We start from the raw sequence: 13674 nt of genomic DNA, 5'->3' as shown, positions 1-13674 counted from the left end.
TATGCCGGTATCGGTCACCATGCCCCGGCTCGGCGAGAGCGTCACCGAGGGCACCGTCACCCGCTGGTTGAAGCAGGAAGGCGACCGGGTCGAGGTCGACGAGCCGCTGCTGGAGGTCTCCACCGACAAGGTCGACACCGAGATCCCCTCCCCCGCCGCCGGTGTGCTCAGCCGGATCGTGGTGAGTGAGGACGAGACCGCCGAGGTCGGCAGCGAACTGGCGGTCATCGCCGGGGAGGGTGAGAGCGACGGGCAGAGCGCGCCCGCGCCGGCCGCACAGGCCGCGGCTGAGCCCGAGCCCGAGCCCGAGCCCGAGCCGGCACCGCCGGCCGCGCCGTCGCAGCCGGAGCCGCAGGCCGCGTCGGCGCCCGCCGCACCGGCCAGCGGTGGCGACGCCACCCCGGTCAAGATGCCGGCACTGGGTGAGAGCGTCACCGAAGGTACGGTGACCCGCTGGCTCAAGCAGGTCGGCGACCCGGTGGAGGTCGACGAGCCGCTGCTGGAGGTCTCCACCGACAAGGTCGACACCGAGATCCCCTCCCCGGTCGCCGGCACCCTGCTGGAGATCAAGGTGGCCGAGGACGACACCGCCGACGTCGGTGCCGAGCTCGCCCTGATCGGCAGCCCGTCCGGTGCCGCCGCGCCGGCCGAGCAGCCGCCCGCCGCGCCGGCCGAGCAGCCGCCCGCCGCACCGCAGCCGCAGTCCGCGCCCGAGCCGGCACCGGCAGCCGCGCCAGCGGCCCAGGCCGCGCCCGAGCCGGCGGCCCAGGCAGGTGCCTCCTACGCCAGCCCGGCACCGGCGAACGAGACCGCCGCCCCGCCGGCACCGCAGACCCCGCCGGCACCCGCCGCCGAGTCGGCGAACGCCAGCGCCAACGGTGACGGCGGCGGTTACGTCACCCCGCTGGTGCGCAAGCTCGCCGCCGAGCAGGGCGTGAACCTGGCCGACGTACGGGGCACCGGCGTCGGTGGGCGGATCCGCAAACAGGACGTGCTGGCCGCCGCCGAGGCGGCCCGGGCGGCCGCAGCACAGCCGACGGCGCCGGCCGCAGCGCCGGCGGCCAAGCCGGAACCGAGCCCGCTGCGTGGCCGTACCGAGAAGATGACCCGCACGCGGACCGTCATCGCCAAGCGGATGTACGAGTCGCTGCAGACCTCGGCCCAGTTGACCACGGTCGTCGAGGTCGACGTCACCAAGATCGCCCGGCTGCGGGCCAAGGTGAAGGCCGACTTCCAGGCCAAGCACGGCGTGAAGCTGTCCTTCCTGCCGTTCTTCGCGCTCGCCGCGGTGGAGGCCCTGCGCACCTACCCGGTGGTCAACGCCTCGATCGACATGCAGGCCGGCACCATCACCTACCCGGAGGGTGAGCACCTGGGTATCGCCGTGGACACCGACCGTGGCCTGCTGGTCCCGGTGATCCGCGACGCCGGGGACCTCAACCTCGGTGGCCTGGCCCGGCGGATCGCCGACGTGGCCGAGCGGACCCGGACCAACAAGATCGGCCCGGACGAGCTGTCCGGGGCGACGTTCACCCTGACCAACACCGGCAGCCGGGGCGCGCTGTTCGACACCCCGATCGTCCCGTCGCCGCAGGCGGCGATCCTGGGCACCGGGGCGGTCGTCAAGCGGGCCGCCGTCGTCACCGACCCGGAGCTCGGTGAGGTGATCGCACCACGGTCGATGGTCTTCCTGGCGCTGTCCTACGACCACCGGCTGGTCGACGGCGCGGACGCCGCCCGTTTCCTCACGGCGGTCAAGGACCGGCTGGAGTCCGGCGCGTTCGAAGGTGAGCTGGGTCTGTCCTGAGCACCGTCTGATCCACCGTCATGCGCGAGGGCGCCGGCCAGTGTGGCCGGCGCCCTCCGCCGTACCGCTGCGGGCCTCGCCGTACCGCTGCGGGCCACGTCGGAAGCGGGGTGGTCGGCGACTGATCGCGCCTACCCGCATCCGCCGCCGGCCCGGTAGGCGAAGATGTCGGTATGCGCATCCTTTTGGCCGGCGCGTCCGGCTTCCTCGGCACCCGGCTCGCGGCCCGGCTGCGTGCCGACGGGCACGACACCGTCCAGCTGGTACGCCGGCCGGCGCGCGGCCCCGCGGAGGTCACCTGGTCGCCGTCGTCGGGGCAGCTCGACCCGGCGGCGTTCGACGGCGTCCGAGCGGTGGTCAACCTGGCCGGGGCCGGGGTGGGCGACAAGCGGTGGACCGACAGCTACAAGGCGTTGATCCGGTCCAGCCGGGTGGACAGCACCGGTACGCTCGCCACCGCCATCGCCGCGCTGCCGGCGACCGACCGGCCCGCGGTGCTGCTGAACTCCTCCGCTGTCGGCTGGTACGGCGACACCGGCGACCAGCCTGTCGAGGAGGACGCCCCGGCCGGTGAGGGTTTCCTGTCCGACGTGGCCCGGGTCTGGGAGGCGGCGACCCGACCGGCGGAGGACGCCGGGGTACGGGTGGTGCGGCTGCGGACCGGGTTGCCGCTGCACCGCGACGGCGGTCTACTCAAGCCGCAGTTGCTGCCGTTCCGGCTCGGGCTCGGCGGGAAGCTGGGTAGTGGCCGGCAGTGGGTGCCGTGGATCGCGATCCAGGACTGGCTGTCGGCGGTCGTCTTCCTGCTGGAGCGTGACGACGTCTCCGGACCGGTCAACGTGGTCGGGCCGAACCCGGTGACCAACGCCGCGTTCGGCACCGCGCTCGGCGCGGCGGTGCACCGACCGGCGATCATGCCGATCCCGGCGTTCGCGCTGCAGATCGCGCTGGGCGAGTTCGCGGTCGAGGCGCTGCGCAGCACCCGGGTGCTGCCCGGGGTGCTGACCGGGGCGGGCTTCACCTACCGGTACCCGCAGCTGGCGGGGGCGCTACAGGCCGCCCTGCACGACGACTGATCGGCCGCCGGCCAGTACGGGCAGCAGGTCGTCGCCGATGGCGGTGATCAGCTCGCCGGTGGCGGCCGGCCCGACGCCCTCGACCATCAGCAACTGCCGGTGCACGCCGGTCGCCGCCGCGCTGGCGGTCAGCGTCGCCGCGCAGTCGACGGCGTCGCCGATCGGGTGGATCCGCAGCAGGTGGTCGACGTAGGCGTCGAGGTCGCGGTGCGTCGGCGGCGAGCCGTCGATCCGCACGTACTCCCGGGTGGTGGCCAGCCACGGCGGCAGCTCCCGACGCAGCTGACGCAGCGCGGCCGCCCGGTTGTCGGCGAGCCCGACCAGGTGGACCGAGGCGTGCGGCACCGTCGCCGGGTCGTGGCCGTGGTCGGCGGCCACGTCGGCGTACCGGGCCAGCAGCGCGGCCTTGGCCGTGTCGTCGTCGTGGACGCCGAGCAGCAGGGGCAGCCCCCGGGCGGCGGCGAGGGTGACCGTCGCCGGTGACGTCGCGGCCACCCAGATCGGGACCGGCCGGGCCGGCCGGGGCACCACCGGCACCGTACGGAAGCGGAAGAACTCGTCGTCGGCGGTGACCGTCCTCGCCCCGGACAGCCAGCGTCGTAGCAGGTCCAGGGAGGTTTCGAAGCCCCGCTGGTAGCGGTCCAGCCCGGTGCCGAAGACCTCCAGGTCGACCCAGGGCCCGCCACGGGCGACACCGAGCCGGAACCGGCCGCCGGAGACCGTGTCCAGCAGGGCCGCCTCCTCGGCCAGCGCGACCGGGTGCCGGTTGGACAGTACGGCGGCGGCGGTGCCGACCGTGATCCGGTTGGTGGCGCCGAGCAGGTAGCCGGCCAGGGTGGTCGCCGACGGGCACTGCCCGTAGGTCAGGAAGTGGTGTTCGGCGAGCCACACGCCGCCGAGACCGGCTGCCTCGGCGGCGCGGGCGTAGCCGACGGTGGCCGGCAGTCCGTGGGCCGCCAGCAGGAAGAGGTCCACCGCGGGCGGTCGCGGGTCGCCGGCCACCGGCGAGGTGGTCGGATCAGCAGTCACGCAGCTCGGGTGACTGGTTGCGGATCTGCGCGACCGGGGAGATGAACCGCTGGTAGGTCTCGCCGCCGACGGCGGAGAGCTTGAAGGCGGCGACCCGGTGGCAGTTCTGGAAGGCCAGTTTGACGCCGAAGTGCCGCTCCAGGCCGCCCCGGATCGCGTCGCTGGCCAGGGCCCGCAGCAGCTGACCACGTTCGGCCTCGCTGGGCGGCGGCACCGCGTGGTCGGCGAACTCGGCCGTGGTGCCCTGGGCCTGGGCGGCCACCTCGGACACCACCGACCAGGCGTACGGCAGGGACTGGCGTACGCAGTCGACGAACTCGGCGTCGTCGATCTGGCCGGCTTCGGCCCGCTCCAGCAGAGCGGCGGGTACGTCGAGGGACATGCTTTCTCCTCACGCAGGCGGTCAGCGGACCAGGAGGTCTGGCCCGAGAACGAACTCCGGGTCGACCTGGCCGGCGAGGTCCTCGCCGACCCGGTCGTTGGCCCAGGCGGTGGCGTTGCGCAGGTGGAACTCCACCGCCTGCCGGGTGTAGCTGGCCCAGTCCTTCACACAAGCATCGACGGTCGTACGCATCGTGTCCAGTGCGTCACGGTTGGTTGGCTCCATCGCGGTGATCGGCTGGTGCCGACCGCGTTCGGCCGCCTTGACGAACGCCGACCGACCGATCCAGGTCAGCAGGTCGTCGCCGACGTGCTCGCGCAGGAAGTCCACGTCCGACTCGTCGTCGATCTTGTTGCCGACCACGTGCACCCGCACGCCGTAGTCGCGGGCGTAGCCGACGTACTGCCGGTAGACGCCGACGCTGCGCACGGTCGGTTCGCAGACCAGGAAGGTCGCGTCGAAGCGGGTGAACAGCCCGGAGGCGAAGGAGTCGGCACCGGCGGTCATGTCCACGACCACGTACTCGCCGGGTCCGTCGACCAGGTGGTTGAGCAGCAGTTCGACCGCGCCGACCTTGGAGTGGTAGCAGGCCACCCCGAGGTCGTCGGTGGCGAACGGCCCGGTGACCGCCAGCCGGATGCCGGCGACCTCGCGCACCAGCGCGTCGTAGATCGGGTTGGCCCCGACCACGGTGAGCAGCCGGGAGCCGCGTCCGGGCGGGGTGGTCTTGACCATGGCGGCCGCCGAGCTGATCCGGGGATTGTCCCCGCGTAGGTATTCCTTGATGTCGGCCATGTGGTCGCCGAGCGCCGGCAGCAGCACCGCCTCGTCGTCGCTGGCCCCGAGGGCGGCGGCGAGATGCTGGTTGATGTCGGCGTCGATGGCCAGCAACGGCGACGGCCCGCCGTCGACCCCGACCGCCGTAGCCGCCAGGTGGCGGGCGAACAGCGCCGCGAGGGTGGTCTTGCCACTGCCACCCTTACCGACAAAACAGATCTTCACCGCAGGTCTCCCAAACATCTCAACAGGTACGCTTACATTGGAAGTCATTTCCAATAACTTCGTCAAGTCCAGGTACGGCACGGGCGTGTCGGGCGAAATTGGTAATCTCCGCCGGTGCCGACCGCCCCGTCCCCGCTGCCCGACACCGCCGCGTCCGACCCGCCGGCGACCGGCCGCCGTGCCCGGCCGGTGCTGCCCCGGCTGACCGGTCGACGCGCCGACCTGGCCGTGGTGCTGGTCGCGCTGGCGCTGGCCGGCTGGGTCACCAGCGGCCTGTGGGCCGACCCGAACGACCGGGCGATCACCGTCAACTCCAGCGACCAGGCGCTGTTCGAATGGCTACTCGGCTACGGCGCGTACGCGCTCACCCACGGCGAGAACCCGCTGTTCACGTACCTGCTCAACGCCCCGGACGGGGTCAACCTCGCGGTCAACACCTCGATCACCGTGTACGCGGTGCTGTTCGCCCCGTTGACGTTCCTGATCGGGCCGCCGGCCACCTTCCTGGTGATCCTCACCCTGAACCTGGCCGGCACCGCCGTCGCCTGGTACTGGCTGCTGTCGCGGCTGCGCACCGGGCCCGACGGCACCGGGGCCACCGGCGCTGAGGCCACCGGCACCGGCGACACCGGTCCGCCGTTCGTGCCGTCCCGGCTGGCCGCCGCCGTCGGTGGGCTGTTCTGCGGCTTCGCCCCGGCGATGGTGTCGCACGCCAACGCCCACCTCAACTGGACCGCGGGCTGGCTGGTGCCGATCATCGTCTGGCGGGTGATCGCGCTGCGCGGTCGCCCGGGGGCGCGACCGTTGGCCGCTGGCGGCTGGGCCCGCAACGGTCTGATCCTCGGTGCCTGCGTCGCCGCCGCCTTCTCCATCGCCGCCGAGGGCCTGTTCTTCACCGCCCTGGCCTGCGGAGTCTTTCTCGGTGTCTGGGCGCTGGACCGCAGCCGCAGCGCCGAGGTCCGCGACGCGCTCCCCCGGCTGCTGCGCGGCCTGGCGGTCACCGCCGTGGTGGCGACCAGCCTGCTGGCGTACCCGCTGTATCTGCACTTCCTCGGGCCGCAGGTCTTCCACGGCACCGGCTTCGACGCCCGGATCCACAGCGAGGACCTCCTCGCCTACGGGGCGTTCCCGGAGCGGTCGCTGGCCGGGGTGGCCGGGCTGGGCACCTCGTTGGCCCCGAACGAGACCGAGGAGAACAGCTTCTTCGGCGTACCGCTGCTGGTGTTGACCCTCGCCTGCCTGGCGCTGCTCTGGCGGGCCGCCGACCCCGGCCGCCGGGCCACCCTGCGGGCCCTGGCCGGCACCGCCGCCGTCTTCGCCCTGCTCTCCCTCGGCCCCCGCTTGAAGATCGACGGAACGATCACCGACATCCCGTTGCCGTACGCCCCGTTGGCCGGCGCACCGGTGTTCAACGCCGCGCTGCCCGCCCGGTTGGCGATGGTCGTCACCCCGATCGTCGGCATCCTGCTGGCCCTGGCGCTGAGCCTGCTCCGGCAGCGGCGGGCGGCGGGCGCGGGCACCCCGCGCCGGTGGCGGCTGTGGACCGCCGGGTACGTCGTGGCGCTGCTGCCGGTGGTGCCGGTCAGCCTGCTCACCGTCGAACGCGAGCCGATCCCGCAGTTCATCACCAGCGGCCAGTGGCGCGACCACGTCAGCCCCGGTGGGGTGCTCGCCCCGGTCCCGTTCACCCTCGACGTGCTGCCCGACGGGCAGCGCTGGCAGGCGTACGCCTTCGCCGATCGGCAGGGTGAGTTCGCCATCCCGTCGGGCTTCTTCCTCGGTCCCGGCGGACCCGACGGCCGGGGCCGGATCGGACCGGTCCCCCGCGCCACCGACGCGCTGCTGCACGAGGTCGCCCGCACCGGCGTGGTGCCGCCGGTCACCGACGCCGACCGGGCCGCCGCCCGCGCCGACCTGCGCTACTGGAACACCGAGGTGGTGGTGCTCGCCGACCGGGTGCACGGGGCGAAGTTCCCGGTCGACGCCGACGCCCTGCTGACCGCGACCACCGAACTGCTCGGCCCGCCGCAGCGGGTCGCCGACGTCTGGCTCTGGCCGGCACCCGACGGCGGCTGGTGAGCCGAAGGCGGTCTGGTGAGCCGGGCCACGGATCGGCGCGACCGGCGGGTAACGCACTACGCTGGACGACGTGACCAGCACCGTGTCCCGTCTGCGAAGTGTCCGCGCCGGAGTCGTCGACTACGGCACCGCCTGGCAGGAGCAGCGCCGGCTGCACGCCGCAGTGGTGGCCGGCGAGGAGCCGGACACCGTGCTGCTGCTGGAGCACCCCAGCGTGTACACCGCCGGCAAGCGCACCGAACCGTGGGACCGCCCGGTCGACGGCACCCCGGTGGTCGACGTCGACCGGGGCGGCAAGATCACCTGGCACGGCCCCGGTCAGCTGGTCGGCTACCCGATCGTCCGGCTGCCCGAGCCGATCGACGTGGTCGCCTACGTCCGCCGGGTCGAGCAGCTGCTGATCGACGTCTGTGCCGAGTTCGGGCTCGCCGCCACCCGACTCGACGGCCCGAACCACAGTGGAGTGTGGGTGCCCGCCGACGAGCGCGGTCCGGCCCGCAAGGTCGCCGCGATCGGCATCCGGGTCGCCCGGGGGGTCACCCAGCACGGGTTCGCCATCAACTGCGACCCGGACCTCACGGCGTACGACCGGATCGTGCCGTGCGGCCTGCGCGACGTCGGTGTCACCTCGCTCGCCGCCGAGCTGGGTCGACCGGTCACCGTCGCCGACGTCCTGCCGGTCGTCGAGCGGCACCTGCCGACCCTCGGGTGAGCGAGCTCACCGCCACGGTGGCGTGAGCGGGGTCGCCCACGCACGCCGGTCGACCCCGGCCGGCGTAGGCTGACAAGGGTGACCATTGCTCCGGAGGGACGACGTCTTCTGCGCCTGGAGGCCCGCAACGCCGAGACCCCGATCGAGCGGAAACCACCGTGGATCAAGGTCAAGGCGACGATGGGGCCGGAGTTCACCCAGCTGCGTGGGCTGGTGCAGCGGGAAGGGCTGCACACCGTCTGTCAGGAGGCCGGCTGCCCCAACATCTACGAATGTTGGGAGGACCGCGAGGCCACCTTCCTGATCGGTGGCGACCAGTGCACCCGCCGCTGCGACTTCTGCCAGATCGACACCGGTAAACCCGCCGAGTTCGACGCCGACGAGCCGCGCCGGGTCGGCGAGTCGGTCGCGGCGATGGGGCTGCGGTACGCGACGGTGACCGGGGTCGCCCGCGACGACCTGCCCGACGGCGGGGCCTGGCTGTACGCCGAGACCGTCCGACAGATCCATGCCCTGCAGCCCGGCTGCGGCGTCGAGTTGCTGATCCCCGACTTCAACGGCGACGACCGGCAGCTCGACGAGGTTTTCGCCGCCCGGCCGCAGGTGCTCGCCCACAACGTCGAGACGGTGCCCCGGATCTTCAAACGGATCCGTCCCGGCTTCCGCTACGACCGGTCCCTCGACGTGCTCACCCGGGCCCGCGCCGCCGGCCTGGTCACCAAGTCGAACCTGATCCTCGGCCTCGGCGAGGAGCGCGACGAGGTCTCCCAGGCGTTGCGGGACCTGCACGACGCCGGCTGCGAGCTGATCACCATCACCCAGTACCTGCGCCCCACCCCGCGCCACCACCCGGTGGTGCGGTGGGTCAAGCCGGAGGAGTTCGTCGAGCTGCGGGACGAGGCCGAGCAGATCGGCTTCGCCGGGGTGATGAGCGGCCCGCTGGTGCGCTCGTCGTACCGGGCGGGGCGGCTGTACCAACAGGCGTTGCGCCAACGCGAGGCACAGCCGACCGCCGGCTGAACCGACTCGCGTCCGGCAACTAGACTGCCTCGCATGGCGAAACCCCAGGAGAAGGTGTCGTTCGGCCAGCGGCTGAAGCAGATCGGCATGGTGTTCTCGTTCACCGCCAAGCGCGACAAGTGGTTCATGCCGCTGGCGGTGGCCGCCGTCGTGCTGCCGCTGGCGATCACCGTGCCGGTGGTGCTGGCCTGGGGTTGGATGTGGCTGCCGATCGGCATCCTGCTCGCCCTGCTCGCCCTGCTGATCGTGCTCAACCTGCGGTCGAACACGGCGATGATGAACGTCGCCGAAGGGCAGCCGGGTGCGGCTGCCTCGCTGTTGGAGAACATGCGGGGCGACTGGCGGGTGACGCCGGCGGTCAGCTCCACCACCCAGATGGACATGGTCCACCTGGTGATCGGCCGTCCCGGGGTGATCCTGCTCGCCGAGGGCAACCCGCAGCGGGTCCGTGGCCTGCTCGGCCAGGAGAAGCGCCGGCTGGCGAAGGTGATCGGCAGCGCCCCGTTGTACGACTACGTGATCGGCACCGACGAGGGTGAGTTGTCCATCCGGAAGATGCGGATGACGCTGGCCCGGCTGCCCCGCAACCTCACCGGCCGGGACGTCAACGCGCTCGACAAGCGGCTGTCCGCCTTGTCGGCCCGGCCGCAGCTGCCCAAGGGCGCCATTCCGAAGAACATGCGCCCGCCCAAGGGGGCGTTCCGGCAGAGCCGGGGGCGCTGACCACCTGATCAGGGGAGGATCCCGATGGGCCAGGGCGTGCACATGCAGGAGCTGCCGGGTATCGGCCGGCGCTACGACGTCGATCTCGGTTCCAGCAGTCAGCGGGTGTCGGTGGTCGTCCGCCGCGACGGCACCCGTGACCTGTACGTCTTCACCTCCCGCTCGGACGAGCCGACGGCCGTGCTGGAGTTGACCGAGGAGCAGGCCCGCAAGGTCGGCGCGTTGCTCGCCGGCACCTTCTTCGAGGCGTGAGTCCGGACCTTCATGCACGCTGACCTGATCGGTCTGGGCGCCCTGGTGCTCATCGCCGGGCTGCTCGCCCGGGGTGGCCGCCGGCTCGGACTGCCCACCGTCCCCTTCTTCATGCTCGCCGGGATCCTGCTCGGCCCCGCGACGCCCGGTCCGGTGCTGATCGAGCATCCCGAGGACCTGACTCTGCTCGCCGCACTCGGGTTGGTGCTGCTGCTGTTCAGCCTGGGTGTCGAGTTCCCCGTCGAGCAGGTCCTGGCCAGCGGCCGGCGGCTGTTCATCGCCGCCGGCAGCTACATCGGGATGAACGTCGGTGCCGGCCTGGGGCTCGGTTTCGCCCTGGGGTGGGGCACCGCCGAAGCCCTGGTGATCGGCGGGGCGCTGGGCATCTCGTCGTCGGCGATCGCCACCAAGCTGCTGATCGAGCTGCGCCGGCTGACCAACGCCGAGACCCCGGTGATCCTCGGCATCGTCGTCATCGAGGACCTGTTCCTCGCCTTCTACCTGGCGTTGCTCACCCCGGTGCTGTCGCCGTCGGGGTCCGCCGCCGGGCTGGTCGTCGACATCGCGGTCAGCTTCGGCTACCTGCTGCTGTTGTTCGCGGTGGCCCGTTTCGGGGCCCGGCTGATCGGCCGGCTGATCGGCAGCCACGAGGACGAGATCCTGGTGATCCTGGTCGTCGGGCTGGTGCTGCTGGTCGCCGGGATCTCCGCCGAGGTCGGGGTCTCCGACGCGATCGGCGCGCTGATGATCGGCCTGGTCATTTCGCGGACCACCGTACGGGAGCGGGTCGAGCGGCTGACGCTGCCGCTACGGGACCTGTTCGCCGCGGTCTTCTTCGTCGCGTTCGGGCTGAGCATCGACGTCGGCGAGCTGGGTGCGGTGGCCGTTCCGGTGGCGGTCGCCGTACTGATCACGGTGGTCGTGAACGTGACGGCCGGGCTGGTGACGGCGGCACTGTTCGGGTTCAACCACCGGGGCGCGGCCAACGTCGGGCTCACCGTACTGGGCCGGGGTGAGTTCTCCCTGATCCTGGCCACGCTGGCGCTGGCGGCCGGGCTGGACGCCCGGCTCGGGCCGTTCATCGCCCTCTACGTGCTGGTGCTCGCGGTGCTCAGTCCGCTGCTGGCGGCGCAGTCGCGCTACCTGGCCCGGGTGTTCCCCGACCGGCTGCTGCGCTCGCGCTGGCGGTACGTGCGGGAGGAGACGATGAGCACCGCCTGCCGCCACCTCGACCGGGTGGCGGTGACCGAGACCGACACCCGCGAGTGTGCGTACTGCGCGGAGACCGGCGACGACTGGGTACAGCTACGGATGTGCCTGACCTGTGGGGCGGTCCGCTGCTGCGACGATTCGGTGAACAAGCACGGCACGGCGCACTTCGCCGAGACCGGGCATCCGCTGATGCGCTCGTTGGAGCCGGGTGAGGACTGGTGGTACTGCTTCGAGGACCGGGTGCTGGTCCGCCAACCGGCGGACCAGGGCGCCCGGTCCGGCTCAGCCCGCGACGGTGACGACGACGGAGCCGGCGGCGCGGTCGTGCAGGCCGCGCCGCCGCTCGTCCATGATCAACGGCGGGACCACCAGGGCGAGTAGCAGTCCGCGTAGCAGAGCCCGGGGTACGCCGATCCGACCGCCGTCGGCGTCGGACACGCACCGGATCCGGGCCAGCCACATTCCGGGCGTCTGGGCGAACAGGCCGAGGAAGATGCCGTACTCGGCGATCAGCACCACGACGGGCGGCCAACCGGACCGGGCCGGGTCGGCGAAGAGTCCCGAGATGAGCACACAGAGTAGCCAGTCAATCACCAGCGCCCCGGTACGCCGGAGCAGACTGGGCACCTGCCCGTCGCCGGCAGCCGGACCCCGGGCCGACCCACCGGCGGGCGTGTTTGCGCTTGCCGCCACGCTGTCCCCCCTCGCGATACCCACGAACGGCCAGAGTAGTCGGGGCCATCTGCCGTATCCTGCGGGGGACGATTGGCCGGGATCACGCTCCGCACGTGACGTAACACGGCGGAAACATTAGAGACATGGTGGGGCAACCCCACGGCCATAGCGTCGCGACCAGCATAGCCATCAGTGCGACGTGCCAGGAGGACGTGTGTTCGCCAATCCCGAGGAACTACTGCGGTACCTCAAAGACGAGGGCGTGAAATTCGTCGACGTACGCTTCTGTGACCTGCCCGGCGTGATGCAGCACTTCAATCTGCCGGTCGAGTCCGTCGACGAGGACTTTTTCACCACCGGCCTCGCCTTCGACGGGTCTTCGATCCGTGGTTTCCAGGCGATCCACGAGTCGGACATGCTGCTGCTGCCGGATGTCGCCACCGCCTTCATCGACCCGTTCCGGATCGAGAAGACGCTGGCGTTGAACTTCTTCATCCACGACCCGTTCACCCGCGAGCCGTACTCCCGCGACCCGCGCAACGTGGCGAAGAAGGCCGAGTCGTACCTCGCGGCCAGCGGCATCGCCGACACCGCCTACTTCGGCCCCGAGGCGGAGTTCTACATCTTCGACTCGATCCGCCACGAAACCTCGGCGAACCAGGCGTACTACTACATCGACTCGATCGAGGGCGCCTGGAACACCGGCCGCGAGGAAGAGGGCGGCAACCGCGGCTACAAGACCCCGTACAAGGGTGGGTACTTCCCGGTGCCGCCGGTCGACCACTACGCCGATCTGCGCGACCAGATCGTCCGCAAGCTGATCGACACCGGCTTCACCGTGGAGCGCTCGCACCACGAGGTCGGCACCGCCGGTCAGGCCGAGATCAACTACAAGTTCTCCACCCTGCTGCACGCCGGTGACCAGCTGCAGCTGTTCAAGTACATCGTGAAGAACACCGCCTGGGCCGCCGGCAAGACCGCGACCTTCATGCCGAAGCCGCTGTTCGGCGACAACGGCTCGGGCATGCACACCCACCAGAGCCTCTGGCTCAACGGTGAGCCGCTGTTCTACGACGAGACCGGCTACGCCGGCCTGTCGGACACCGCCCGCTGGTACATCGGCGGTCTGCTGCACCACGCGCCGTCGCTGCTGGCCTTCACCAACCCGACGATCAACTCGTACCGTCGGCTGGTGCCGGGCTTCGAGGCGCCGGTCAACCTGGTGTACTCGCAGCGCAACCGCTCCGCCTGCACCCGGATCCCGGTCACCGGCAGCAACGCCAAGGCCAAGCGGGTCGAGTTCCGCGTGCCGGACCCGTCCGCCAACGTCTACCTGGCGTTCTCGGCCATGCTGATGGCCGGCCTGGACGGCATCAAGAGCAAGATCGAGCCGCCGGCGCCGATCGACAAGGACCTGTACGACCTGCCGCCGGAGGAGTGGGGCGACGTCAAGCAGGTGCCGGGCTCGCTGCCGGCCGTGCTCGACTCCCTGGAGGCCGACCACGACTTCCTGCTGGAGGGTGGCGTCTTCACGCCGGACCTGATCTCCACCTGGATCGACTGGAAGCGCGCCAACGAGGTCGACCCGGTCCGCCTGCGGCCGACCCCGCACGAGTTCGCCATGTACTACGACTGCTGATCCACCCAGCAACGGCCGGCGGGGCCGGGTGCGAGCGTGACGCTCGCACCCGGCCCCGCCGCCGTT

The 13674-nt window shown here is 71.7% G+C and carries 13 protein-coding genes; 9 read left to right on the top strand and 4 right to left on the bottom strand.

The annotated features are described in order from the left end of the window. Window position 1 precedes the first annotated feature (1 nt). Window positions 2–1807: a 2-oxoglutarate dehydrogenase, E2 component, dihydrolipoamide succinyltransferase gene (gene sucB, locus ACN28F_RS26555; RefSeq protein ID WP_421360200.1), complete on the top strand. Its 1806-nt coding sequence runs from the start codon at window positions 2–4 to the stop codon at window positions 1805–1807. Window positions 1808–1980: 173 nt separating this feature from the next. Next, window positions 1981–2883 carry a TIGR01777 family oxidoreductase gene (locus ACN28F_RS26550; protein WP_289210566.1) on the top strand — a complete coding sequence of 301 codons (903 nt, stop codon included), beginning with the start codon at window positions 1981–1983 and terminating at the stop codon, window positions 2881–2883. Here the strand turns inward: ACN28F_RS26550 and ACN28F_RS26545 are convergent. Genes ACN28F_RS26545 through ACN28F_RS26535 form a run of 3 tightly spaced genes read right to left on the bottom strand, consistent with a single transcriptional unit; the run spans window position 2857 to window position 5296 of the window. Then, window positions 2857–3912 (bottom strand): LLM class flavin-dependent oxidoreductase, encoded by a 1056-nt coding sequence (locus ACN28F_RS26545; protein ID WP_289210565.1) that lies wholly within the window; start codon window positions 3910–3912, stop codon window positions 2857–2859. The genes ACN28F_RS26550 and ACN28F_RS26545 overlap by 27 nt on opposite strands. Next, the gene (locus ACN28F_RS26540; RefSeq protein WP_282228397.1) at window positions 3902–4294 is read right to left on the bottom strand and encodes an SCO5389 family protein; all 393 of its coding nucleotides are present in this window, start codon (window positions 4292–4294) and stop codon (window positions 3902–3904) included. Before ACN28F_RS26540 ends, ACN28F_RS26545 begins: the two co-directional genes overlap by 11 nt. 21 nt (window positions 4295–4315) lie before the next feature. Continuing rightward, window positions 4316–5296, bottom strand: a complete 981-nt coding sequence (locus tag ACN28F_RS26535; RefSeq protein ID WP_289210564.1) for an ATP-binding protein — start codon at window positions 5294–5296, stop codon at window positions 4316–4318. 114 nt (window positions 5297–5410) lie between these two features. Here ACN28F_RS26535 and ACN28F_RS26530 point away from each other — a divergent pair, with 114 nt between their 5' ends. From ACN28F_RS26530 to ACN28F_RS26505, 6 genes are all read left to right on the top strand, one after another. Further along, complete coding sequence (locus ACN28F_RS26530) at window positions 5411–7375, top strand: DUF2079 domain-containing protein (RefSeq protein ID WP_421360197.1); 1965 nt, start codon at window positions 5411–5413, stop codon at window positions 7373–7375. 70 nt (window positions 7376–7445) lie between these two features. Further along, on the top strand, window positions 7446–8087 hold the full coding sequence (gene lipB, locus ACN28F_RS26525; RefSeq protein ID WP_289210563.1) for a lipoyl(octanoyl) transferase LipB: 642 nt from the start codon (window positions 7446–7448) through the stop codon (window positions 8085–8087). 78 nt (window positions 8088–8165) lie between these two features. Further along, complete coding sequence (lipA, locus tag ACN28F_RS26520) at window positions 8166–9107, top strand: lipoyl synthase (protein WP_289210562.1); 942 nt, start codon at window positions 8166–8168, stop codon at window positions 9105–9107. A 33-nt stretch (window positions 9108–9140) separates the two neighbouring features. Beyond that, window positions 9141–9830 (top strand): DUF4191 domain-containing protein, encoded by a 690-nt coding sequence (locus tag ACN28F_RS26515; RefSeq protein ID WP_289210561.1) that lies wholly within the window; start codon window positions 9141–9143, stop codon window positions 9828–9830. A gap of 24 nt (window positions 9831–9854) precedes the next feature. Further along, a complete protein-coding gene (locus tag ACN28F_RS26510) occupies window positions 9855–10082 on the top strand; it encodes a potassium transporter TrkA (RefSeq protein WP_289210560.1) in 228 nt (75 codons plus the stop codon). Between the two features lie 12 nt (window positions 10083–10094). Then, a complete protein-coding gene (locus tag ACN28F_RS26505; protein ID WP_421360195.1) occupies window positions 10095–11675 on the top strand; it encodes a cation:proton antiporter in 1581 nt (526 codons plus the stop codon). Here ACN28F_RS26505 and ACN28F_RS26500 read toward each other — a convergent pair. Beyond that, a complete protein-coding gene (locus ACN28F_RS26500) occupies window positions 11577–11921 on the bottom strand; it encodes an RDD family protein (protein ID WP_289210900.1) in 345 nt (114 codons plus the stop codon). The two genes, ACN28F_RS26505 and ACN28F_RS26500, sit on opposite strands and share 99 nt — an antisense overlap. 262 nt (window positions 11922–12183) lie before the next feature. Here ACN28F_RS26500 and glnA point away from each other — a divergent pair, with 262 nt between their 5' ends. Next, a complete protein-coding gene (gene glnA, locus ACN28F_RS26495) occupies window positions 12184–13608 on the top strand; it encodes a type I glutamate--ammonia ligase (RefSeq protein WP_282228404.1) in 1425 nt (474 codons plus the stop codon). Window positions 13609–13674 lie beyond the last annotated feature (66 nt).

It is taken from the genome of Solwaraspora sp. WMMA2101, from assembly GCF_049179175.1.
Taxonomy (GTDB): domain Bacteria; phylum Actinomycetota; class Actinomycetes; order Mycobacteriales; family Micromonosporaceae; genus Micromonospora_E.
This window is presented reverse-complemented; position numbering and strand designations above follow the sequence as displayed.

Excerpts from the sequence above, each read along its gene's own strand:
- ACN28F_RS26540 (WP_282228397.1), bottom strand. The coding sequence starts at position 4,294 with ATGTCCCTCGACGTACCCGCCGCTCTGCTGGAGCGGGCCGAAGCCGGC.
- ACN28F_RS26550 (WP_289210566.1), top strand. The coding sequence starts at position 1,981 with ATGCGCATCCTTTTGGCCGGCGCGTCCGGCTTCCTCGGCACCCGGCTC.
- ACN28F_RS26510 (WP_289210560.1), top strand. The coding sequence starts at position 9,855 with ATGGGCCAGGGCGTGCACATGCAGGAGCTGCCGGGTATCGGCCGGCGC.
- ACN28F_RS26515 (WP_289210561.1), top strand. The coding sequence starts at position 9,141 with ATGGCGAAACCCCAGGAGAAGGTGTCGTTCGGCCAGCGGCTGAAGCAG.
- sucB (WP_421360200.1), top strand. The coding sequence starts at position 2 with ATGCCGGTATCGGTCACCATGCCCCGGCTCGGCGAGAGCGTCACCGAG.
- ACN28F_RS26505 (WP_421360195.1), top strand. The coding sequence starts at position 10,095 with ATGCACGCTGACCTGATCGGTCTGGGCGCCCTGGTGCTCATCGCCGGG.